Annotated in this window: 21 protein-coding genes and 1 tRNA gene; 11 read left to right on the plus strand and 11 right to left on the minus strand. The window is 71.4% G+C overall.

Going from position 1 to position 21,382, the window contains the following annotated elements:
- The first annotated feature begins 34 nt into the window (after positions 1–34).
- From OXR63_RS10550 to OXR63_RS10560, 3 genes are all read left to right on the plus strand, one after another.
- Positions 35–107 (plus strand) — tRNA-Thr (locus OXR63_RS10550).
- A complete protein-coding gene (locus OXR63_RS10555; RefSeq protein WP_267422798.1) occupies positions 81–230 on the plus strand; it encodes a hypothetical protein in 150 nt (49 codons plus the stop codon). Before OXR63_RS10550 ends, OXR63_RS10555 begins: the two co-directional genes overlap by 27 nt.
- Before the next feature lie 49 nt (positions 231–279).
- Entirely contained in the window at positions 280–1,806 is a 1,527-nt protein-coding gene (locus OXR63_RS10560; protein WP_267422800.1) for a glycosyltransferase family 39 protein, read from the plus strand.
- A 308-nt stretch (positions 1,807–2,114) separates the two neighbouring features.
- Here OXR63_RS10560 and OXR63_RS10565 read toward each other — a convergent pair whose 3' ends face one another.
- Together OXR63_RS10565 and OXR63_RS10570 are read right to left on the minus strand one after the other, a co-directional pair.
- On the minus strand, positions 2,115–3,146 hold the full coding sequence (locus OXR63_RS10565; RefSeq protein ID WP_267422801.1) for an aldo/keto reductase: 1,032 nt from the start codon (positions 3,144–3,146) through the stop codon (positions 2,115–2,117).
- 86 nt (positions 3,147–3,232) lie between these two features.
- On the minus strand, positions 3,233–4,012 hold the full coding sequence (locus OXR63_RS10570) for an alpha/beta fold hydrolase (protein WP_267422803.1): 780 nt from the start codon (positions 4,010–4,012) through the stop codon (positions 3,233–3,235).
- A gap of 33 nt (positions 4,013–4,045) precedes the next feature.
- Between OXR63_RS10570 and OXR63_RS10575 the strand changes: the two genes are divergently transcribed.
- Positions 4,046–4,816 carry an NAD(P)H-hydrate epimerase gene (locus OXR63_RS10575; RefSeq protein WP_267422805.1) on the plus strand — a complete coding sequence of 257 codons (771 nt, stop codon included), beginning with the start codon at positions 4,046–4,048 and terminating at the stop codon, positions 4,814–4,816.
- 23 nt (positions 4,817–4,839) lie between these two features.
- Here OXR63_RS10575 and OXR63_RS10580 read toward each other — a convergent pair whose 3' ends face one another.
- Positions 4,840–5,781, minus strand: a complete 942-nt coding sequence (locus OXR63_RS10580) for a 2-deoxy-5-keto-D-gluconate 6-phosphate aldolase domain-containing protein (protein ID WP_267422807.1) — start codon at positions 5,779–5,781, stop codon at positions 4,840–4,842.
- 109 nt (positions 5,782–5,890) lie between these two features.
- On the opposite strand from OXR63_RS10580, the gene ypfJ reads away from it, so the two are divergent.
- Positions 5,891–6,784, plus strand: a complete 894-nt coding sequence (ypfJ, locus tag OXR63_RS10585; protein ID WP_267422809.1) for a KPN_02809 family neutral zinc metallopeptidase — start codon at positions 5,891–5,893, stop codon at positions 6,782–6,784.
- Between the two features lie 446 nt (positions 6,785–7,230).
- Here ypfJ and OXR63_RS10590 read toward each other — a convergent pair whose 3' ends face one another.
- On the minus strand, positions 7,231–8,166 hold the full coding sequence (locus OXR63_RS10590) for a DsbA family protein (protein ID WP_267422812.1): 936 nt from the start codon (positions 8,164–8,166) through the stop codon (positions 7,231–7,233).
- Between the two features lie 263 nt (positions 8,167–8,429).
- On the opposite strand from OXR63_RS10590, the gene OXR63_RS10595 reads away from it, so the two are divergent.
- Both OXR63_RS10595 and OXR63_RS10600 read left to right on the plus strand, forming a co-directional pair.
- Entirely contained in the window at positions 8,430–9,530 is a 1,101-nt protein-coding gene (locus OXR63_RS10595) for an ABC transporter ATP-binding protein (RefSeq protein WP_267422814.1), read from the plus strand.
- Between the two features lie 134 nt (positions 9,531–9,664).
- Positions 9,665–10,975: a DUF4032 domain-containing protein gene (locus tag OXR63_RS10600; protein ID WP_267422816.1), complete on the plus strand. Its 1,311-nt coding sequence runs from the start codon at positions 9,665–9,667 to the stop codon at positions 10,973–10,975.
- Between the two features lie 196 nt (positions 10,976–11,171).
- On the opposite strand, the gene rlmB is transcribed toward OXR63_RS10600, so the two are convergent.
- From rlmB to OXR63_RS10620, 4 genes are all read right to left on the minus strand, one after another.
- On the minus strand, positions 11,172–12,182 hold the full coding sequence (gene rlmB / locus OXR63_RS10605; protein WP_267422818.1) for a 23S rRNA (guanosine(2251)-2'-O)-methyltransferase RlmB: 1,011 nt from the start codon (positions 12,180–12,182) through the stop codon (positions 11,172–11,174).
- Positions 12,183–12,262: 80 nt separating this feature from the next.
- Positions 12,263–13,672: a cysteine--tRNA ligase gene (gene cysS / locus OXR63_RS10610; RefSeq protein ID WP_267422820.1), complete on the minus strand. Its 1,410-nt coding sequence runs from the start codon at positions 13,670–13,672 to the stop codon at positions 12,263–12,265.
- A gap of 32 nt (positions 13,673–13,704) precedes the next feature.
- Positions 13,705–14,964 (minus strand): 2-C-methyl-D-erythritol 4-phosphate cytidylyltransferase, encoded by a 1,260-nt coding sequence (ispD, locus tag OXR63_RS10615; RefSeq protein WP_267422822.1) that lies wholly within the window; start codon positions 14,962–14,964, stop codon positions 13,705–13,707.
- Positions 14,965–14,987: 23 nt separating this feature from the next.
- Positions 14,988–15,470: a CarD family transcriptional regulator gene (locus tag OXR63_RS10620; RefSeq protein WP_017888066.1), complete on the minus strand. Its 483-nt coding sequence runs from the start codon at positions 15,468–15,470 to the stop codon at positions 14,988–14,990.
- 164 nt (positions 15,471–15,634) lie between these two features.
- Here OXR63_RS10620 and OXR63_RS10625 point away from each other — a divergent pair, with 164 nt between their 5' ends.
- Entirely contained in the window at positions 15,635–16,288 is a 654-nt protein-coding gene (locus OXR63_RS10625) for a hypothetical protein (RefSeq protein ID WP_267422984.1), read from the plus strand.
- A 110-nt stretch (positions 16,289–16,398) separates the two neighbouring features.
- Here the strand turns inward: OXR63_RS10625 and OXR63_RS10630 are convergent, their stop codons facing one another.
- Together OXR63_RS10630 and OXR63_RS10635 are read right to left on the minus strand one after the other, a co-directional pair.
- Complete coding sequence (locus OXR63_RS10630) at positions 16,399–17,079, minus strand: response regulator transcription factor (RefSeq protein ID WP_071273435.1); 681 nt, start codon at positions 17,077–17,079, stop codon at positions 16,399–16,401.
- Positions 17,076–18,242 carry a sensor histidine kinase gene (locus tag OXR63_RS10635; protein ID WP_267422987.1) on the minus strand — a complete coding sequence of 389 codons (1,167 nt, stop codon included), beginning with the start codon at positions 18,240–18,242 and terminating at the stop codon, positions 17,076–17,078. The genes OXR63_RS10630 and OXR63_RS10635 overlap by 4 nt, the downstream gene beginning before the upstream one ends.
- A gap of 157 nt (positions 18,243–18,399) precedes the next feature.
- On the opposite strand from OXR63_RS10635, the gene phoU reads away from it, so the two are divergent.
- Together phoU and OXR63_RS10645 are read left to right on the plus strand one after the other, a co-directional pair.
- Complete coding sequence (gene phoU, locus OXR63_RS10640; protein ID WP_194661490.1) at positions 18,400–19,065, plus strand: phosphate signaling complex protein PhoU; 666 nt, start codon at positions 18,400–18,402, stop codon at positions 19,063–19,065.
- Between the two features lie 81 nt (positions 19,066–19,146).
- Positions 19,147–19,686, plus strand: a complete 540-nt coding sequence (locus OXR63_RS10645; RefSeq protein WP_267422990.1) for an AAA family ATPase — start codon at positions 19,147–19,149, stop codon at positions 19,684–19,686.
- Positions 19,687–19,755: 69 nt separating this feature from the next.
- Here the strand turns inward: OXR63_RS10645 and OXR63_RS10650 are convergent, their stop codons facing one another.
- The gene (locus tag OXR63_RS10650) at positions 19,756–20,502 is read right to left on the minus strand and encodes a phosphoglyceromutase (protein ID WP_267422993.1); all 747 of its coding nucleotides are present in this window, start codon (positions 20,500–20,502) and stop codon (positions 19,756–19,758) included.
- Between the two features lie 43 nt (positions 20,503–20,545).
- Between OXR63_RS10650 and OXR63_RS10655 the strand changes: the two genes are divergently transcribed.
- Positions 20,546–21,319 (plus strand): class I SAM-dependent methyltransferase, encoded by a 774-nt coding sequence (locus OXR63_RS10655; protein WP_267422995.1) that lies wholly within the window; start codon positions 20,546–20,548, stop codon positions 21,317–21,319.
- Positions 21,320–21,382: the final 63 nt, after the last annotated feature.

Raw genomic sequence — 21,382 nt, forward strand, 5'->3', positions numbered from 1 at the left:
CCCCGACGCCCTCGTTGGTACGATGAGGGCGTCAGCCAGCATGGCGCAATTGGTAGCGCACCGTACTTGTAATACGGGGGTTGCGGGTTCAAGTCCCGCTGCTGGCCCTCTTCTGCTTCGGCACGCCCCCGCTCAGCATCGTCGCAGCGGTCATCTGGGTCGCTGAGCCGGTCCTCCCGGCGTCGCTCGTGTTCGTCGCCGCGACGGTCGTGCCCTGGACCGTCGCGTGACGTGGAGTCCGCCGGTCGATGAGTTCCGCTCGCCCTATGCTGGCGGGCGATGACCGCGACCTCCACCCGCACCACGGGCGAACCGCCGACGGAGCGTCGACACCGTCGTCACCCCGGTCGGTGGCTCCCGCTCGTCTCGGCACCGTGGACCCGGTGGACGGCCTTCGCGGTCGTCGCGCTCTGGGCGGTCTACCAGCAGCTCTGGCGACTCGGCTCGGCGAACGTCGTCACGGACGAACCCGCCTACCAGCAGCCCGGCTACGCCTACCTGCACGGGGTGTTCACTGACAACCGCCAGCACCCGCCGACAGCCAAGTACCTGATGGGCCTGGCGCAGGTCCTGCTCGGCGAGGGCGTGCCGTCCGCCCGCGTCCCCGTCGCACTCCTGGGGCTCGTGACCGGCCTCGTGCTCTTCGTGTGGCTCCGCCGCGACGTCGGCTGGTGGACCGGCCTGCTCGCCGCGGGCTTGTGGTGGCTCCCGCCGCACGGCATCGTCGGGGACCCGAGTCGCATCGATCGGCTCGCGCTCCTGGACGGCCCGATGGTCGCGTTCGGGGTGGTCGCGATGTGGTGCGGCTGGCGCTGGGCCCGCGGCGGACGATGGCCGTGGATCCTGTCCGCCGGGATCGCCGCGGGGCTCTCGGTGACGTCGAAGGAGATCGGCGTCCTCCTCGTGCCGGCGTTCGTCGTGCTGCCGCTGCTCTTCCGTCGGTGGTGGGCGACGCTCTGGGGTGGCGGACTCTTCGCGATCGGGTTCGTGGTGGCGGTCGTCGTGCCGTACCTGCCCTTCGGGGTGGTCTCGACGGTCACCGACATGATCGCGTTCCAGCGTCAGCACGCCGCCGACGGACACCTGGTCGAGATCGCCGGGATCGTCACGCGGCACTCCCCCTGGTGGGCGAACCTCTGGTACCAGTGGCAGGGCACCGGGACGCTCGAGTGCGTGGTGCTCGCGGTCGGTGTGCTCGCGGCGTTCCTGATCCGCCCCGGGCGACTGGTCCTCTGGCTCGCGATCGTCGCGGTGCCGTTCTTCGTCTTCTTCCTCGGTGTCAGCGACGTCGCGCTCGGCGAGTACTACCTCGCGTGGATGCCCGTCCTGGTCGCGCTCGCGGCGATCGGGATCGGACGCCTCGGGTCCCTGCGCGGACCGCTGTGGTTCCGCACCGTCGCCTTCGCGGCCAGCCTGGCGTTGGTCGCCGCCGTCGGCGTCTCGAGCGTGCGGTTGTCGGTGTCCACCTGGTCCGTCCACCCCACCGGGATCGGACGCCTCCCCGAGGTGCTCGCTGCGACCCACCGCGAGGACGCGTTCGTGCTGGCGCAGCGCGAGTCGCCGTCGGCGGTCGCCGCGTTCGTGGGCAGGAACCAGACCAGGGATCCGCATGCCGGCCCCTTCGACCTGATCGTCATCGGGCAGGACCGTCGCTACCCGCTCGACCTGGGCATCCCGGCGTTCGTCGAGGCCCACCCGGACCAGGTGCGCGTGGTCCGGCTCGACGACGTCGAGGTGCTCGTCCCCGACGGGCGCTTCCGGAAGACCGCGACCGGGTGGGAGGTCATCCCGCGCCAGCGGGACTGACCCGGGAAAACCAGGCGCCCGGACAGCGCAGACGCCGGACAGAGCGGGCGGAGCAGACGCCGGACAGAGCGGGCGGAGCAGACGCCGGACAGAGCGGAGGCCCGGGCGACGATGTCGCTCGGGCCTCCGGCGCAGGTGGAACACGGATCAGGGGGCGTTCCGGCGCTCGGCGCGGTAACCAGCCGGCCGTACCAGGATGATGACAGTTCACCAGGGCGCTTGTGAAGACGTCGCAGGTGACCTCGCGGCTTCCCGCACCGATCCCGCAGCCGGCGTCCAGCGTCGGCTGCGGGATCGGCGGTGGCGGGTCAGCGGCCGCCGGCGATCTTCCGCTCGCGCTGCGCGACACCCGCGGTGCCGTACGGGTAGTCGTCGATGCGCGGTGCACTGGCGTCCGTGAGGGCCTGGAGCTCGGCCTCGTCGAGCACCAGGTCGGCCGCCCCGAGGTTGTCGGCGAGCTGGTCGAGCGTGCGGACGCCGAGGATGACGCTCGTGACGGCCGGGCGCGCGAGCAGCCAGGCGAGGGCGACCTGCGAGCGTGAGGCGTCGTGTGCGTCCGCCACCCCGGAGAGGACGTCGAGCACCGCCCACGTGCGCTCGTCGGAGTTCCTGGCCTGCCAGGCCTCCATGCCGCGCTCGGGGTTCTCGCCGAGGCGGGTCGCACCGGTCGGGGCCTCGTCGCGCTGGTACTTGCCGGACAGCCAGCCGCCGGCGAGCGGGGACCAGGGCAGCAGGCCGATGCCGGCGTCGAGGCAGGCGGGCACGACCTCGTGCTCGATGTCGCGGACGAGCAGGTTGTACTGCGGCTGCAGGGTCACGGGCGGGGCGAAGTGGTGGGCCTTGGCCTCGTACACGGCCTTCGTGACCTGGTAGCCGAGGTAGTTCGAGAACCCGTAGGAGCCGATCTTGCCCGCGGAGACGGCGTCGTCGAGGAAGCGCAGGGTCTCCTCGATCGGGGTCAGGGCGTCCCACGCGTGCATCTGGTACAGGTCGATGTGCTCGACGCCGAGGCGGTCCAACGAGGCGTCGAGCGCCAGGCGGAGGTGCCGGCGCGAGAGCCCGAGGTCGTTCGGACCGTCGCCCTGCGGGAAGCGGCCCTTCGTGGCGAGGACCACCTGGGCGGCCTCGGTCGGGTGCGACGACAGCCAGCGGCCGATGATGCGCTCCGACTCGTTGCCGGAGTACACGTCCGCCGTGTCGACGAGGGTGCCGCCAGCCGCGACGAACGCGTCGAGGATGGCGTGTGAGGTGGCTTCGTCGGCTTCGCTGCCGAACGTCATGGTGCCGAGGGTCAGGGTGGACACCGCTGTCCCGCTGTTCCCGAGGAGTCTGTATTCCATGCCGCGGACGCTACGCCCGGGTGCCCGCCGACCGAGAGGGCTTGGCAGTACCCGTCAGCGCAGCCCGGACACCGTGCGAGCGCCCGTCACGCCCCGAAGAACGCGATCGCCGCCTCCCGGAACGGCCGCGACGTCGGGGCATTGAAGTGGTTCCGCCCCGGGATCTCGAAGAACGACGCGTTCGGCGCGGCCTCGGCCAACCGCACGGCGCTGTCCCGGATGCCGTCCTCACTGCCCGCCGCCATCAGGATCGGCTGCGCGGGGGCGTTCGCCGGCGTCGGTTCGATGCTGTTCCGCATGCCCTCGACCATCGCCACGAGCGCGCCGAGGTCGTTCCCGTCGACCCCGGACGCCATGGTGAGGTAGCCGTTCGTCGCGCGGTCCTCGACCGGGGTGCCGTCGGTGATGAACGCCCGCGCCTGGTCGACCCGCACGCGTCGCATCGGGTCGGCGTCGGGGATCCCGCCGAAGACGGCGCGGCTGATGCGGTCCGGCAGCCGCTCGGCGGTGTGCCAGCCGACGCGGGCGCCGAGGGAGTACCCGAGGAAGGCGACGTCGTCGAGCAGGTGGGTGTCGATCACCGCGATGACGTCCGCGACGAGCAGGTCCATCGAGTACGCGCTCGGCTCGTGCGGCTTGGACGACGCCCCGTGTCCGCGCTGGTCGAGCGCGACGACGCGGTACCCGGCACGGACGAGGTCGCGGGTCCACCCGGACGCGTGCCAGTTCAGCACGGCACCGGAGGCGAACCCGTGCACGGCCACGACGACGGGTGCGTCCTGGTCGCCGAAGTCGTACGTGGCGATCGATCGGCCGTCGGGCGACATCACGGCGCGGGGTCGGGGAGCGGCGGGGACGAGTGGCATGGCCTCCCAGGGTATCGGGGCACTGTGGACCGCATGGACGGCTACGGCGGCGATCAGATCCGGGCGGCCGAGCGCCCCCACCTCGACGCGGGCGAACCGCTCATGCAGCGGGCGGCCGACGGCCTCGCCGCGATCGTGGGCGCACTGCTCGACGACCCGGCCGAACGGCCGGGCGACGGACCGGGCGCGGTCCTGCTCCTCGTCGGGTCCGGCGACAACGGCGGCGACGCCCTCTTCGCGGGCGCGCGTCTCGCGGCCGCCGGCCGGACCGTCGAGGTGGTCCGGGTCGGCAGTCGGGTGCACGAGGCGGGGCTGGCCGCCGCCCTGGAGGCCGGGTGCAGCCTCCTGGGCGAACCGTCGGACCCCGGGACCGGCGCGTCCGCTGCCGGGGCTGCGGACGTCCTGCGGGCTGCGGTGCCCTCCGACGCCGACCGCCTGGCGGCGGTCACGACCGAGGCGGCGCTCCGCGCCGACCTGGTCCTCGACGGGATCCTCGGCATCAGGGTGTCCGGACCGTCCGCGCTCCGCTCCCCCGCGCGGGAGTGCGTGCACGCGATCCGGGAGCTCGCGCGCGACCAGCGGGCGCCGTTCGTCGTCGCGGTGGACGTGCCGAGCGGCATCGACGTCGACACCGGCGGGATCGCAGACGACCACGTCCTGCACGCCGACGTCACCGTGACGTTCGGTGGCGTGAAGGCCGGGCTGCTGCGCGGGCCGGCCGCGACCCTCGCCGGACGGATCGAGCTCGTCGACGTGGGGATCACGGCCGACCTGGCGACCATGGAACCGCTCATCCGGACCTGACGGTCGGCGGGTCCGCCAACCGATCAGATGCCGCCGGCGTCCACACCGTCCTCGACGTCGCCACGGGCCTCGAGCCAGGTGTCGACGAAGTGGCGATAGTTGGCCGCGATGAGGCTCTCCGCCGCCTCGGTGTCGAGGCCGTCGCGGACCACGTCCTCGAGCGGCTCCTCCCAGTTGCTCCGGCCGATCGCGAACCCGACGAAGCCGTCGACCGGTGCCGCGGTGCGCAGCCAGTGGTCGAGCTGCTCCTCCGGGGCGTCGCGACCGAGGACGATGCACTGCACCGAGTCCCGGCCGTCACGGCGGGCGGTGGCGACGACGCGCTCGGCGTCCTCGGAGCGGTCGAGCCCCTCGAGCTTCCACACGTCGGCCTCGACACCGTGGTCCTGCAGGTACTCGAGCACCTGCACGACGAGGTCCGGGCGGAGGTCGCGGTCGTAGTCCTCGACCGATGCCTTCTGCTCGTCGGTGCCCGGGACGAGCAGTTCGACGAGGAACGGGCGACCGGCGTCGCGCAGGGCCGTGGCGACCTCGGCGAGGTCCGACGCCTGCTGTGCCCGGTGGGCGGCGTCGTAGGCGGGGTTGTCCCGGACGAGCACCTTCACCCAGTCCGGGTCGAAGGAGTCGACGTGCGCCATCCAGTCGTCGCCGTACTCGAGCTCGAACCACTCGCGGCCCGACCGCTCGATCGGCATCGCGAGCTGCAGGCCGGCCTCCTTCACCAGGCGGGCGACGTCAGCGCCGTAGAGCTCGTCGACGAGGACGCCCGTCCGCGCGCGGGAGGCTCCGGCGGCGAGCGCCGTCAGGACCCCGCGGTAGACGAGCTGCTTGCCCGCGCGGACCCGTTCGGCCTCGGCCTCGTCGGCCGGTTCACCGCTGGACTCGTCGTAGGTGTGCTCGAGCAGCGACGAGCGCTGGTCCATCGCGAGCAGGAACAGGGGGTGACGTTCATCGAGCTTCGGCATGGTCCCGTCCTACTCCCCGGTCGGTCGGTACCGACTCCGTTCCGGCAGCGCTGGCCCCGTTCCGCGCGTGCCCGCACCTCGACGCCCGGGCATCCGTACATTCGTCAGCATGACGTTCAACGACGACTCCCGACTGCAGGGCGGCAAGGTCAAGCGCCGCGGACGGACGACCGCGGTCGCCGGAGGCGGTGTCGGCGTGGTCGCCATCATCGTCTTCCTCATCACCCAGTTCACGAACGTCAACCTGGACGGGATCGTCGGTGGCGACGGCGGGCTGACCCAGATCCAGGGCGGCGGAGCGACGGCCGAACCGGTGACCGAGTGCCGCACCGGGCGCGACGCGAACGCCGACGTCGACTGCCGCATGGAGGGCGCCGCCGAGTCCCTCGACGCCTACTGGACGACCGAGAGCCGGCAGCTCGGCGTCTCCTACACGACCCCGGACTTCTACCTGTTCGACGGCTCGACCGACACCGGGTGCGGCACGGCCTCGGCGTCGACCGGCCCGTTCTACTGCCCCCCGGACCGCGCGCTGTACCTCGACACCGCGTTCTACGACGACCTGCAGTCGAAGTACGGCTCCTCGGGCGGTCCGCTCGCGCAGATGTACGTCGTCGCGCACGAGTGGGGCCACCACGTGCAGCAGCTCCAGGGCACCTTCGCCGACACCGACCGCAGCGGCACCGGGGCGTCCTCCGGCAGCGTCCGCGTCGAGCTGCAGGCCGACTGCTACGCCGGTGCCTGGGTGGGCGACGCCGCGACGACGAAGTCCGCGAACGGCGAGACCTTCTTCGAGCCGTTCACCCGCGCGCAGATCTCCGACGCGCTGTCGGCCGCCAGTGCCGTGGGCGACGACAGCATCCAGGAGCGCTCGAGCGGGCACGTCGACCCGGACTCCTTCACCCACGGGTCGAGCGAGCAGCGGCAGCGCTGGTTCGAGCGCGGCTACGAGCAGGGCGCGATGACCTGCGACACGCTCAGCATCCCCGGCTCGTCCCTCTAGCCCGCTTCATCGGTCGCAACGCCCCGCTCACGTCCGCCGACCGGTCACGGACCGTCGGCCGGCGACCGGCCACAACGCACCGCTCACCTCCGCCGACCGGTCACAGACCGTCGGCCGGGGCGGCGCGCAGCGACGGCCAACGACCGCTCAGCGCGTACCCGACGGGGTGTCGTGACCGGTCGGCGGCGGAGGACGGCGGCCGGCGGCGCCGCGCACCGGGTACTGGGGACCGGACGGGACCGGACGGGACCGCCTGGAGGCTCGCCGCCCGTCCGCCGGACCGGCACGGGGCCTCCAGGCGGTCGCGTCCACCCCACGCGCCGCGCAGCCGAGCGGTCAGGACTCCCCGCTCACGTCCGCCGACCGGTCACAGACCGTCGGCCGGGGCGGCGCGCAGCGACGGCCTCTGGCCGCTCGGCGTGCACCCGACGGGGTGTCGTGACCGGTCAGGAAGCCGACGCGGAAGCCGACGACGACGGCTTGGGCGTCGGCGAAGACGTCTGCTCGCCGGACCCGGCGACCGTGATCACGAAGGTGCGGAACTCCTCGTTCGTGAACGGCTGCGAGTACTCGTACCGCTGCCCGTTGACGAGCACGAGCGGCGTTCCCGGGAAGTCCTTCAGCGAGGAACCGGGGATGTCGCCACCGGACACCGCGGTGGTGCGCTCGTCGACCCACTTGCCGTAGCGCTGGTCGTCGATGCACTTCGCGATCGTCGCCTTGCCGGAGACGCCGCGGACACCGCCGATGACCTTCTTGAGCTGCGCGTCGGTGAGCCCGGGGGTGTTCTCCTCCGGCTGCGCGGCGAAGAGCGCCCGGTTGACGGCGAAGAACTGGTCCGGCGACGACTGCGCGACGCAGGCGGCGGCGTTGGCGGCGCGGAGCGAGTACTTCGTGCCCTGCGAGCGGTTGGCGAGGACGGCGATCGGGTGGATGTCCACCGTCGCGACGCCGGACTCGACCAGGCCCTCGATGTAGTCGCTGTTCGTCTTCTCGAACTGGCCGCAGAACGGGCAGAGGTAGTCGACGTACATGGTGATGCGGACGGGCTCGGCACCCGCGGAGGCCCCGGTCGACGCGCTGGGTGACGCGGACGCGGTCGAACCGGCCTCGGACACGGGCGTCATGCCCTGGGCGATCGTGATGCCGCCCTGCGGCATCGACGATGGACCCGGGCCGGCCGGCTTGGTGGAGTCGAGGAGGACGAGCGTCACGACCGTCGCCGCGGCGAGCAGGACGACGCCGAGGCCGACCTGCAGCCCGAGGCGGACTCCGCGCTGGCGTCGCTTCTGCTGGAGACGGGCCTTGGCGGCTCGTTCCCGGGCGGCTGCTCGGCGCTGGTTCCGCTCGGCGCGGGCATCACCCTCGGGGCGGTTCGTCATGACGAAGGGTTCCTCCTGATCAGGGCCCGCTCGCGCTCACCCCCGCAGGCGGACAGACCCGTCGATCGTAGTGGGAGGCTCTGGGAACCACCCAATCAGCCCTGGGAGTGTGCCGATGAGCCCCGAAAGGGTGGCGCGGGGGTCTGAACTCGTGCTTGTATGAGCCCGATGGTCGACGACGACCATCCGGGGCCCTCACGGGCGTACCGCTTCACTCGGATCGTCCGGCACGTACCTGCCGGTGGAGAAAGGACCGAACGCTCATGGCGTCCGTCACCTATGACAAGGCAACCCGTCTGTACCCCGGAGGCAACCGCCCCGCGGTGGACTCCCTCGACCTGGACGTCGCCGACGGCGAGTTCCTCGTCCTCGTCGGCCCGTCGGGCTGTGGCAAGTCGACCTCGCTCCGCATGCTCGCGGGGCTCGAGGAAGTGAACTCCGGCGCGATCCGCATCGGCGAACGCGACGTCACCGACGTCCCGCCGAAGGACCGCGACATCGCGATGGTCTTCCAGAACTACGCGCTGTACCCGCACATGACCGTCGCCGAGAACATGGGCTTCGCGCTCAAGATCGCCGGCATCGGCAAGGAAGAGCGCGCCACCCGCGTGCAGGAGGCCGCCAAGCTCCTCGACCTCGAGCAGTACCTCGGCCGCAAGCCGAAGGCGCTCTCCGGTGGTCAGCGTCAGCGCGTCGCGATGGGCCGTGCGATCGTCCGCCAGCCGCAGGTGTTCCTCATGGACGAGCCGCTGTCGAACCTCGACGCCAAGCTCCGCGTCCAGACGCGCACCCAGATCGCGTCGCTGCAGCGTCGTCTCGGCGTCACGACGGTCTACGTCACGCACGACCAGACCGAGGCACTGACCATGGGTGACCGCATCGCGGTGCTCAAGGACGGCATCCTCCAGCAGGTCGGCACCCCGCGTGACCTCTACGAGAAGCCGAACAACGTGTTCGTCGCCGGCTTCATCGGCTCGCCTGCGATGAACCTGCTGCCCGCCAACGTGCTCGAAGGCGGCATCAGCTTCGGTTCGCTCAACCACCCGGTCGACCGCGACACGCTCGGCAACGCGCGCTCGAAGCAGATCACCGTGGGTGTCCGTCCCGAAGACGTCATCGTCTCGCACACTGGCGAAGGCCTCCCGGTCACGGTCGACGTCATCGAAGAGCTCGGCGCCGACGGCTACCTCTACGGTCACGCCGACGTGAACGGCACGCGCACCGACATCGTCACCCGCGTCGACGGCCGCAACCACCCGTCGATCGGCGACACGATCGTCATCAGCCCGAAGCAGGGCCACGTGCACATGTTCGACTCCGAGTCGGGCGACCGCCTCGACGACAAGGCCGTCATCAGCGCCTGATCCACAGCACCACCCGGGAGCCCGCGCCCGCCTCACAAGGGCGGGTGGCGGGCTCCCGTCGTTCCGTCCCCGGGACGCACGCAGACCCGATGACGCGCACCGTGCCTCCCGTCCGAGCACCCGAAGGACCCACCGTGCCCGACTCGTTGTCCATCACCGCAGCCACCGTCGACCCAGGGCTGCTCGACTTGCCCTGGGACCTGCCGCTCGACACCTGGCCCGACGACACGATCGTCGCGCTGCCGAAGGGCATCTCGCGGCACCTGGTCCGCTTCGTGCACCTCAGCGGGTACGTCGTCGCCGTGAAGGAGACCGGCGAGGAGATCGCCCGCTCCGAGTACGAGATGCTCCGCACCCTGCAGCGCATGGACGTCCCGTGCGTGGACCCGGTCGCCGTCATCACGAACCGCGTCAGCGCGGACGGTGAGCCCCTGCACCCCGCGCTCGTCACGCGGCACCTGCGCTTCTCGCTCCCCTACCGGGCGCTGTACTCGCAGACGCTCCGCCCGGAGACCGCCACCCGCCTCGTCGACGCCCTCGCACTGCTGCTGGTCCGCCTGCACATCATCGGCTTCTACTGGGGCGACGTCTCCCTGTCGAACACCCTGTTCCGCCGTGACGCCGGCTCGTTCGCCGCCTACCTCGTCGACGCCGAGACCGGCAAGCTCTACCCGGGCGGCCTGTCCAACGGGCAGCGTGAGAACGACCTCGAGGTCGCCCGCGTGAACATCGCCGGCGAGCTCCTCGACCTCGAGGCCGGCGGTCGGCTCGACGAGAACGCCGACGCCGTCGACGTCTCGAACCGGATCGTCGCGCAGTACCGGACGCTCTGGAAGGAGCTCACCGGCACCGAGCAGTTCGACGCCAAGGAGCGCTGGCGCATCAACGACCGCGTCGAGCGGCTCAACGCACTCGGGTTCGACATCGAGGAGCTCTCGATCAACACGGCCGCGGGCGGCGACCAGGTGCGCATCCAGCCGAAGGTCGTCGACGCCGGGCACCACCAGCGACGCCTGCTCCGCCTCACCGGGCTCGACGCCGGCGAGAACCAGGCCCGACGGCTGCTGAACGACCTCGACGCCTACCGTGCGCGGAACGGCCGCGGGGAGCTCGACGAGGAGATGGTCGCGCACGAGTGGGTCTCGCGCGTCTTCGAACCCGTCGTCCGGGCGATCCCGCGCGACCTCCGTGGTCGGCTCGAGCCCGCCGAGGTCTTCCACGAGCTGCTCGAGCACCGCTGGTTCATGTCCCAGCAGGAGGAACGATCCGTTTCCCTGCCCGAGGCCACGACCGCGTACATCAACGACGTGCTCCGCCACCGCCGCGACGAGCGTCTGCTGATCAACCCGCCGACGTCGTCCATCACCGTGCCGATCCCGCTCGTCGACGCCGACGGGGACGTCGACGAGGACGACGAGGCCGAGGACTGGCGCGCCACCGTCTGACCGGTCACGACTCCCCGCTCAGGTCCGTCGACCGGCCAGCGCGATGGCGACCGCCTGGAGGCCCGGTGCCGGTCCCGTGGACTGGCACCGGGCCTCCAGGCAGTCGCGTCACCCCCCAACGTGAGATCGCACTCCGTGTCGCCTCACCCGACGGGGTGGCGACACGAAGTGCGATCTCAGCGACTCGGAGCGCGGCCTAGCCGTGGCGACGGCGGCGGGCGACCTCCCACAGGGTGACGCTCGCGGCGATGCCGGCGTTGAGCGACTCCGTCGCGGACGAGATCGGGATGGAGACGATCGCGTCGCAGGTCTCGGTGACCAGGCGCGACAGGCCCTTGCCCTCGGACCCGACCACGATCACGATCGGGCGGTCCGCGAGCTCGAGACCGTCGAGCTCCACGTCACCGTCACCGTCGAGCCCGAGCACGAAGAGCCCCATCGACTTCAGCGACTTCAGGGTCTGCGTCAGGTTCGGTGCCATGGCGACGGGCGTGCGGGCAGCGGCACCGGCGGACGTCTTCCACGCCGACGCCGTGACGCCGACCGATCGACGCTGCGGCACGATGACGCCGTGGCCGCCGAAGGCCGCGGTCGAGCGGATGATCGCGCCGAGGTTGCGCGGGTCGGTGATGCCGTCGAGGGCGACGAGCAGCGGGACCTGGTCGCGGGAAAAGGCACGCTCGACGATGTCCTCGGCCACGGAGTACTCGTACGCGGGGACCTTGAGCGCGACGCCCTGGTGCACGCTGTCGTGCCCGGTGATGCGGTCGAGCTCGGGACGCATCATCTCGATGATCGGCACACCGCGGTGGTTGGCGAGCGTCAGGATCTCCTTGACGCGGTCGTCGACCTCGATGCGGGTGGCGACGTAGAGCGTCGTCGACGGGGTCTTGGTGCGCAGGGCCTCGAGCACCGAGTTGCGGCCGGTGACCAGCTCGGAGTCGTCGGTCTTGCGCTGCGGCGGGCGACCGGTGCGTCCCTGGGGTGTGCTGGACGCGCCGTGACGACCGCGGGCGGCCTCGAAGCGGTCCTTCGCAGCCTTCCGCTTGCCGGCGGGGTGGTACGGGCGGTCCTCGGCCTTGGGCGTCGGCTTGCGGCCCTCGAGCGCCTGGGCGCCCTGGCCGCCGGAGCCGACCTGCTTGTTGCCCTTGCGCCCCGAGCGCACGGCACCGGGTCGGCCCTTCTTGTTGCCCGAGACGTTCTTCATGGTCTGCTCCTTCAGCGCCGCCTGAGCGACTTCGGTGCCGCGCTAGCGACTTCAGTGCCGCTCGTGGCGGCGGTGCGTCGCTAGGCGATGCTCCAACGTGTTCCGGACGATGTGTCCTCGATCGTGATCCCCGCAGCGGCGAGGTCGTCGCGCACGCGGTCGGCTGTGGCGAAGTCCCGCGCGGCCCTGGCGTCCGAACGCTCCTGCACGAGGCGTTCGACGAGGGCGGCGAGCGGTGCGGCAGAGGTGTCCTGACCGGCGCCGGACCAGTGAGACGCTCGCGGGTCGATGCCGAGCACCTCCACCATCGCAGCCACCTGATGGTACGCGGTCCCGAGCGCATCCGCATCGTCGGTGTCGAGCGCGGCGTTCCCGGCCCGCACGGTCTCGTGCAGGACGGCCAGGGCCTGGGGCACCGCGAGGTCGTCGTCCATCGCGTCGGCGAAGGCGTCGGGCACACCGGGGGCGTCCCGCAGCGAGACGCCCTCGAGACGCGTGGCTGCCCGGTCGAGGAACCCGGCGATGCGGTAGAGTGCGGCCTCGGCCTCGGCCAGGGAGCCGTCGCTGTGGTCGATCGTGGAGCGGTAGTGGGCAGCGCCGAGGGCGTAGCGCACGACGACGGCGGGCGCGGACCCGAGCAGGTCCGCGGCGAACACCGAGTTGCCGAGCGACTTCGACATCTTCTGCCCGCCGACGGACACCAGGCCGTTGTGCAGCCAGTAGGACGCGAACGGGTCGCCGGCGGCCGTCGACTGCGCGAGCTCGTTCTCGTGGTGCGGGAACCGCAGGTCGAGTCCGCCGCCGTGGATGTCGAACGCCGGCCCGAGGTAGCGCCGGGACATCGCGGAGCACTCGATGTGCCACCCGGGTCGGCCCGCACCCCACGGGGAGTCCCACGACGCGGTCGACGGCTCGCCGGCCTTGGCCCCCTTCCACAGGGCGAAGTCGCGGGCGTCCCGCTTGCCACGGGGGTCAGCGTCGGTGGCGTCGACCATGTCCTCGCGGCGCTGCCGGGTCAGGTCGCCGTAGGACGCCCAGCTGCCGGTGTCGAAGTAGACGTCCCCGGACTCGTCGGCCGCGGGGTAGGCGTGCCCCCGCTCGATGAGCCGCGCGATGATGTCCTGCATCTCCGGGATGCTCGCGGTGGCGCGGGGCTCGTAGGTCGGCGGGAGGATCCCGAGCGCGGCGTACCCGGCGCTGAACTCGAGCTCGACGCGGTAGGCCCGCGCCCACCAGGGCTCGTCGGTGCCGGCGGCCAGGTCGAGCACCTTGTCGTCGATGTCCGTGACGTTGCGGACGAGCGTCACGCGGTACCCGCGGTACGTCAGCCAGCGCCGCCAGATGTCGTACACCAGGGCGGAACGCAGGTGCCCGACGTGCGGCGACGACTGCACCGTCGGACCGCAGACGTACATGCTGACCTGTCCGTCGACCAGGGGGACGAGGTCGACGACGTCTGCGGCACGGGAGTCGTAGAGGCGAACGGTCACGGCACAACCCTAATCGGCAGGGCGCTGGCGTTTCAGGCCCGGTGGACGACTGCCGTCGCGATCGCGGCCAGCCCCTCGCCACGACCGGTGAACCCGAGGCCGTCCGTCGTCGTGCCGGAGACCGCGACTGGCGCGCCGACGACCGCCGCGAGCGCGTCCTGCATCTCCTCGCGCCGGCCTCCGATCCGCGGGCGGTTCCCGATGACCTGCACGGTGACGCGCTCGGGTCGCAGGCCGACCGATGCCAGTGCCTCGACCGCACCACGGACGAAGACGTCTCCGGTGGCACCGGCGTACGCGGGGTCGGACGTGCCGAACCGGCCGCCGATGTCACCGAGCCCGCCGGCGGAGAGGAGCGCGTCACACACCGCGTGCGCGACCGCGTCGCCGTCGCTGTGGCCGGCCAGCCCGGGCTCCCCGGGGAAGTCGAGCAGGCCGACACGGCACTGCGCACCGGCGTCGAACGCGTGGACGTCCATCCCGATCCCGACACGGACGTCAGCGACCTCGGCACCCGCACCGGCACCGGCACCGGCACGAGCACCCGCACCCGCACCCGCACCCGCACCCGCACCCGCACTGGCACCGACCACCGCCTCGGCCCGCCGCAGGTCCCACGCCGTCGTGATCTTGAACGCGTCCGCGTCCCCGGGCACGAACCGCACCGTGCCCCCGGCGGCCTGGAACACCCCGGCGTCGTCGGTCTCGGACTGCGTCGACGCCGCGTAGGCCGCCCGCAGCTCGGACACCGGGAAGCCCTGCGGGGTCTGCACCCCGACCAGTGACGAGCGGTCGACGGTCTCCACCACGACGTCGCCCGCCACGCGCTTGACGGTGTCCGTGACCGGCAGCGCGGGGACGATCCCACACCCGTGCTGCGCCACCGCGTCGAACACGGCCTGGAACTGCGACGCGGGCGTCAGGCAGCGGGCGGCGTCGTGCACGAGCACCGACTGCACCGACGGCGGCAGCGCGGCGAGCCCGGCCTGCACGGACGCGTGCCGGTCGACCCCGCCGGCGACGACCGCGGTGTACCCAGAGGCGACCCCGGCGACCTCGTCGACGATCTCGCCGCACCGCTCCAGCAGGGCGTCGGGTGCCACGACGACCACGAACACGGGCTCGGCGAGCGTGAAGAGCGGCTCGAGCGCCCGCGCCAGCATCACCCGCCCGGCGACGGGCACGAACGCCTTCGCCGTGCCGATGCCGAGCCGGGTGCCGGAACCCGCCGCAACGACGACGACCGCCCGGACTGCATCAGTCCGGGCGGTCGTCGTGGAGTGCTGTGTCACTGCGACGTCAGGTCACCGCGTCGTCAGGACGCGAGGACCTCGTCGAGGACGGTCGATGCCTTGTCCTCGTCCGTCTTCTCTGCGAGCGCGAGCTCGGAGATCAGGATCTGACGAGCCTTGGCGAGCATCCGCTTCTCACCCGCCGAGAGACCACGGTCCTGGTCGCGGCGCCACAGGTCGCGAACGACCTCCGACACCTTGATGACGTCACCGGAAGCGAGCTTCTCGAGGTTCGCCTTGTAGCGGCGAGACCAGTTGGTGGGCTCTTCCGTGAACGGTGCACGCAGCACTTCGAAGACCTTGTCGAGGCCTTCCTTGCCGATCACATCGCGGACGCCGACCAGGTCGACATTGTCTGCCGGCACCTCGATCGTCAGGTCACCCTGCGTGACACGCAGCTTCAGGTAGACCTTTTCCTCGCCCTTGATGACTCGCGTCTTGACTTCAGAGATGGTTGCCGCCCCGTGATGGGGGTAGACGACGGTCTCGCCGACCTCGAATTGCATGTATCAAGCTCCGTTCCGCAACGCACAGTTTACCACAAGGGGGTCTCGGGTAATGGGGCACCCGACCGCGAGCACTGCGGGTCCCCGGTAGGATGGACGGGCGTCGGGCCGATCGGCCGACGCATCGTGATCTTCGGAGGAATCTCTTGCGAGCTCGGGTACTCGTGTCCGTCGCCGTTGCGGCAACCATCGCGATCGGGGCCACCGGCTGCGCGTTCTTCACGCCGCAGGACACCAAGACGATCAAGCAGATCACCGACGGGGTGAACGTCACCGCCGGCAAGATCGATGTCCGCAACGCGCTGCTCATCTCGGACAGCGGTGACGACGCCCGCTTCGTCGGCACGCTCGTCAACACCAGCGACTCGGACGACATCACCGTGTCCATGGAGCTCGCCGGCGACACCCAGACCGTCGAGGTCCCGGCCAACAGCCGCGTCGACCTCGCCCAGTCGTCCACTGCCACCGACGGGGCCGAGTCGACCGTCGAGACCGGTGAGGACACCCAGGGCACGCAGGTCGTCGACTCCCGGGAAGTCGTCTTCTCCGACGCCAAGGCGACGCCAGGCTCGCTCGTGAAGGTCTACTTCTCCTACCCGGGTGCCGAGGGCGTCTCGAGCAGCGTCCCCGTGCTCACCAGCGCGCAGGAGGAGTACCAGACCCTCGCGCCGAGCCCGAGTCCCACCTCCACGCCGTCGGCCACGTCCACGTCGCCGTCCGAGAGCGGCGCGAAGTCGGACGGCGAAGCCGCCGTCCCCGGCACGCAGCCGACCGACTCGCAGACCGACTCGTCCAAGGGCGACAACGGCACCAACTGACGCTGACGGGTGCGGCTCACACCGTGCTCGTCACCGCGACGCACTGGAGGCCCGGTGCCGGTCCATGAGACCGGCACCGGGCCTCCAGTGCGTTGCGTCGTCCTGCGGACTCAGGCCTCGATCCGGTAGCCGAGACCGCGGACGGTCACCAGGACCTCCGGAGCCGACGGCACGCGCTCGATCTTCGAGCGGATGCGCTTGATGTGCACGTCGAGCGTCTTCGTGTCGCCGAAGTAGTCGGAGCCCCACACGCGGTCGATGAGCTGCCCGCGGGTCAGCACGCGGCCGGCGTTGCGGAGCAGCAGCTCGAGGAGCTCGAACTCCTTGAGGGGCATCGGGGTCTCGGAGCCGTCGACCGACACCGTGTGGCGCTCGACGTCCATCCGGATGCCGCCGACCTGCAGGATGCCGCTCTCGGCGGGGTCGTCCTCGGTGCGACGACGGAGGACCGCCCGCATCCGCGCGAGGAGCTCCCGCGTCGAGTAGGGCTTCGTGACGTAGTCGTCGGCGCCGAGCTCCAGCCCGACGACGATGTCCACCTCCGAGTCCTTCGCGGTCAGCATGATGATGGGCGCGTTCGACCTGGTGCGGATCTGGCGGCAGACCTCGGTGCCGGACAGGCCCGGCAGCATGAGGTCCAGGAGCACGAGGTCGGGGTTCTCCGCGTCGAACTTCGACAGCGCGGTCACGCCGTCCGCGGCGACGGCGGTCTCGTATCCTTCGCGCTGGAGCAGGAACTCCAGGGGTTCGCTCAGGGCCGGCTCGTCGTCGACGATGAGGATCTTGGTCACGATGGCTGCTCTTCCAGTTGCTCTTCGAGTGCTGAGGTCAGTTCGGTGTCCGCCTCGGGCAGGCGGATCGTGAAGGTCGAGCCCTTGCCGGGCTGCGACCACACGCGCACGTCACCACCGTGGTTGCCGATGACGTGCTTCACGATCGCGAGCCCGAGGCCGGTGCCCCCGGTGGCGCGCGATCGTGCGGGGTCGACGCGGTAGAAGCGTTCGAACACCCGGTCGAGGTCCGCCTCGGGGATCCCGACGCCCTGGTCGGTCACCGCGATCTCGACGAACCCCTTGCTGCTCCGGACACCGACGCCCACGCGGGTCTGGTCCGGGGAGTACTTGACGGCGTTGGCGATGAGGTTCGACACCGCGACCTGCAGGAGCGCCGGGCTGCCCATCACCCGGAGCTTCGACTTCTTGGCGCGGACGAGTTCGATCCCCCTGGCTCGTGCGACGACCTCGTTGCCGTCGATCGCCGCCTGCACGACCTTGTCGATGGAGGTCTCCTCGCTGACCTCGAGCGTGTCGACGGACTGCAGCCGGGACAGCTCGATGATGTCCTTCGTCAGGGCCCCGAGCCGCTCGGCCTCGGTGAGGAGCTGTCCCGCGAACTTCCGCACGTGCACGGGGTCGTCGGAGGCGGCGATGAGCGTCTCCGAGAGCAGGCCGATCGCGCCGATCGGGGTCTTCAGCTCGTGCGAGATGTTGGCGACGAAGTCCCGCCGGACCTCGTCGATGCGCCGGGACTCGGTGAGGTCGTCCGCGGTCACGAGCACGTAGCGGTTCCCGAGCTGGGCGGCCCGGAAACTGAGGTAGCCCACGAGTTCGCCCCGACGGCCGCGCGGGAGCTCCATGTCCTCCGCCCCCATCTCACCGCTCGCACGCACGCGGTCGACCAGGTCGAGGAGTTCCCGGTGCACGAGCCGGCGGCGCACGACCAGACCGACGGTGAGGGCCTGGGGTGAGGCGGCGACCACCGTGTTCGACGGGTCGACCACCACGGCCGGGTTGTGCATCGTGGCGATGACGGCCGCGACGCCGTCCGGCAGGGTGCGCTCGGCGACGTCGGCTGCCCGTGCCGTGCGCTCGGCGGTGATGATCAGTCCGACGACTCCTGCGCCGAACACCCCGCCGAGGAGCATCGACAGTGGCACGAGCCACGCGTTGTCCATGCCGTCAGTGTAGGAGTGGTCATGCGCGGTTCCGACACCGTTCACCGCCGTTCGCTGGCCTTCTCGCGCAGGATCGCGAAGCGTTCAGACCCAGGTCACCGTTCGTTCACCTGGGCTGACGACACTCCACCGGTACGCATCAGAGAGGTCTTCCCCCATGCGCGAAGTGTTCCAGCAGGAGCTCCAGGACGTCCAAGAGCGTCTGACCGAGATCGCGGGGCTCGTCGAGTCCGCCATCACCCGAGCCACGGAGGCGTTCACCGAGTCGGACGTCGCACTCGCCGAAGAGGTGATCGCCGACGACGCGAAGATCGACGAGGCAGCGCAGAACCTCGACGAGGTCGCCATCGACATCCTGGCGCGCCAGGCCCCCGTCGCCCGCGACCTCCGCGTCGTGGTCACGGCCCTCCGGGTCAGCTCGTCGCTCGAGCGCATGGGCGACATGGCCGAGCACATCGCCCAGCTCGCCCGGCAGCGCTTCCCCGAGAAGGTCGTGCCGAAGGGCCTCCGCGGCACCTTCAAGAAGATGGGCCAGCACGACGTCGCGATGGCGCAGAAGCTGACGCGTCTGCTCGCCACCGAGGACATCCAGCTCGCCGAGGAGATCCGCGACGAGGACGACGCCGTCGACGAGCTGCACGCCAGCGTCTTCGACTTCGTGCTCGGTGAGGCCTGGAAGGGCGGCCCGGTCGACACCGTCGACGCCACCCTCGCCTCCCGCTACCACGAGCGCTTCGCCGACCACGCCGTGTCGATCGCGAAGAAGGTGCAGTACCTGGCGACGGGCGACTGGGCCGGCGCGAGCTCCAGCACCACCGTCTGACGTCCCCCACGAACGGCCGGCCCCACGGGGTCGGCCGTTCCTGCGTCCGCGGGTCGCCCGGGGTCTGGGAGGATCGACGGCATGGCCCAGGTCGCGATCATCGTCAACGGCATGCCCGCCTCGGGCAAGAGCACCATCGGCACGGCACTCGCCGAGGTGCTCGGGTGCCCGTTCCTGTCGAAGGACCGGGTCAAGGAACCGCTGGCCGACATCGTCGGTCCGATGATCGACTCGCGTCCGCTCGGCGGCATCGCGATGGACACCGTCTGGGCGATGGCTGGAGCGGTCGAGAACGGGGTCGTCGTCGACGCCGTCTGGCTGCGGTCTCGTGACCGCGCCTTCCTGGAGGCCGGGCTCGCCTCCGCAGGGTCACCGCGCGCCGTCGAGGTGTGGTGCCACGTCGACGCGGAGACCGCCAGGGAGCGGCTGGCGGACCGGTACGACCCCGGATCGCCCCTGCGGCACGAGGTGCACGGCGACCTGGCGGACGTCCTGGCGTTCTGGGACGAGCACGGCGCCGATGCCGGCCCGACCGGGCTGCTCCCCGTCGTCACGGTCGACACCACGAAGCCGTACGACGTCGGCCAGCTCGTGCAGGAGATCGCCGCGCACTTCGGCTGACGCACCACCGAACGCGAGAACGCCCCGCCTGACCCAGGCGGGGCGTTCGTCGTCGTGCCGGCGGTGCGGCTACTTCTTCGCGCCCTGGGCGGCGACCGCGGCAGCGCCGGCAGCGGCGGCCTCGGGGTCGAGGTAGCGCGAGGGCCCGGTCGGACGGTGCTCGTCGTCGAGCTCGTACACGAGCGGGATGCCCGTCGGGATGTTCAGCCCCGCGATGTCGTCGTCGGAGATGCCGTCGAGGTGCTTCACCAGCGCCCGGAGCGAGTTGCCGTGCGCGGTGACCAGGACGGTCTTGCCCGCGGCGAGGTCCTTCGTGATGTCCGACTCCCAGTACGGCAGCAGGCGGTCGATCACGAGCTTGAGCGACTCGGTGCGCGGCAGGGCGTCCCCGAGGTCGGCGTAGCGGCGGTCACCGTGCTGGGACCACTCGGCGTCGTCGGCGATGGGGGGCGGCGGGACGTCGAACGAGCGGCGCCACTCCATGAACTTGACCTCGCCGTACTCCTCGAGCGTCTGGGCCTTGTCCTTGCCCTGCAGGTCGCCGTAGTGGCGCTCGTTGAGGCGCCAGTCGCGCTTCACGGGGAGCCAGGCGAGGTCGGCCTCGAGCAGGGCGATGTCCGCGGTCTGGATCGCCCGCGTCAGGAGCGAGGTGTACAGGACGTCGGGGACGATGCCGGACTCGGCGATGAGCTCGCCGGCGCGCTTCGCCTCCTTCTCGCCCAGCTCGGAGAGCCGGACGTCGACCCAACCGGTGAACAGGTTCTTCTGGTTCCAGTCACTGTTGCCGTGACGGAGCAGGACGAGCGTGGAGGTCATGCTCCGATCCTACCGAGCGTCGCCGTCCCCGTACCCTGGTCGCATGCCCATCGGGAACGTCACGCGCGGCACGACCGGGTACAACCGGCTCCGTCGTGTCGACCGGTGGATCGCGACGCTCCCGGCGCTCCGGCGGAGCACCGACCCCCTGGTCGCGGACGTCGGCTACGGCGCGAGCCCGACGACCACCCTGGAGCTCCGCGACCGTCTGGTGGCCGTCCGGCCTGACGTCGAGGTCACCGGCATCGAGATCGAGCCGTCCCGCGTGGCCCTGGCGAACGCCGGCACCCGTGACGGCGTGACGTTCCGGCTCGGTGGCTTCGAGACCCCGACGCCCGACGGTCGGCGGCCCGCGGTGATCCGGGCGTTCAACGTGCTGCGACAGTACGACGAGTCCGAGGTCGTGGCCTCGTGGCGGGTCATGCAGGACCGCCTGCAGCCGGGCGGGGCGCTCGTGGAGGGCACGTGCAACGAGGTCGGCCGGGTGGCGTCGTGGGTGACGCTCGACGAGCACGGACCCCGGACGTTCACGGTGTCGCTCCGGCTCGCGGGGCTCGACGTCCCGAGCGTCGTCGCCGAGCGCCTGCCGAAGGCCCTCATCCACCGCAACGTCCCCGGCGAGCGCGTCCACGCGTTCCTGCGCGACCTCGACCTGGCGTGGGCGGTCGCCGCACCGCTCGGCACGTACGGACCACGGCAGCGCTGGCTCGCCGCGGTCGCCGGCATGCGGGACCGTGGGTGGCCGGTGCTGCACGGCACGACCCGCTGGCGGCTCGGCGAGCTCAGCGTCCCCTGGTCGGCGGTCGCCCCCGCCTGACGTCAGGCCCCCGGGGCCGCCGGGGCGTACGGCCCCGAGGGCCCCGCAGGACACCGGTGTTCG

It is taken from the genome of Curtobacterium sp. GC_Cur_3 (assembly GCF_026544205.1).
Taxonomy (GTDB): Bacteria; Actinomycetota; Actinomycetes; order Actinomycetales; family Microbacteriaceae; genus Curtobacterium.

What these genes read in the sequence shown, in the direction of transcription:
- OXR63_RS10560 (WP_267422800.1), top strand. Translation starts at nt 280, where the DNA reads ATGACCGCGACCTCCACCCGCACCACGGGCGAACCGCCGACGGAGCGT.
- OXR63_RS10565 (WP_267422801.1), bottom strand. Translation starts at nt 3,146, where the DNA reads ATGGAATACAGACTCCTCGGGAACAGCGGGACAGCGGTGTCCACCCTG.
- OXR63_RS10570 (WP_267422803.1), bottom strand. Translation starts at nt 4,012, where the DNA reads ATGCCACTCGTCCCCGCCGCTCCCCGACCCCGCGCCGTGATGTCGCCC.
- OXR63_RS10575 (WP_267422805.1), top strand. Translation starts at nt 4,046, where the DNA reads ATGGACGGCTACGGCGGCGATCAGATCCGGGCGGCCGAGCGCCCCCAC.
- OXR63_RS10580 (WP_267422807.1), bottom strand. Translation starts at nt 5,781, where the DNA reads ATGCCGAAGCTCGATGAACGTCACCCCCTGTTCCTGCTCGCGATGGAC.
- ypfJ (WP_267422809.1), top strand. Translation starts at nt 5,891, where the DNA reads ATGACGTTCAACGACGACTCCCGACTGCAGGGCGGCAAGGTCAAGCGC.
- OXR63_RS10590 (WP_267422812.1), bottom strand. Translation starts at nt 8,166, where the DNA reads ATGACGAACCGCCCCGAGGGTGATGCCCGCGCCGAGCGGAACCAGCGC.
- OXR63_RS10595 (WP_267422814.1), top strand. Translation starts at nt 8,430, where the DNA reads ATGGCGTCCGTCACCTATGACAAGGCAACCCGTCTGTACCCCGGAGGC.
- rlmB (WP_267422818.1), bottom strand. Translation starts at nt 12,182, where the DNA reads ATGAAGAACGTCTCGGGCAACAAGAAGGGCCGACCCGGTGCCGTGCGC.
- OXR63_RS10620 (WP_017888066.1), bottom strand. Translation starts at nt 15,470, where the DNA reads ATGCAATTCGAGGTCGGCGAGACCGTCGTCTACCCCCATCACGGGGCG.
- OXR63_RS10635 (WP_267422987.1), bottom strand. Translation starts at nt 18,242, where the DNA reads ATGGACAACGCGTGGCTCGTGCCACTGTCGATGCTCCTCGGCGGGGTG.
- phoU (WP_194661490.1), top strand. Translation starts at nt 18,400, where the DNA reads ATGCGCGAAGTGTTCCAGCAGGAGCTCCAGGACGTCCAAGAGCGTCTG.
- OXR63_RS10645 (WP_267422990.1), top strand. Translation starts at nt 19,147, where the DNA reads ATGGCCCAGGTCGCGATCATCGTCAACGGCATGCCCGCCTCGGGCAAG.
- OXR63_RS10650 (WP_267422993.1), bottom strand. Translation starts at nt 20,502, where the DNA reads ATGACCTCCACGCTCGTCCTGCTCCGTCACGGCAACAGTGACTGGAAC.
- OXR63_RS10655 (WP_267422995.1), top strand. Translation starts at nt 20,546, where the DNA reads ATGCCCATCGGGAACGTCACGCGCGGCACGACCGGGTACAACCGGCTC.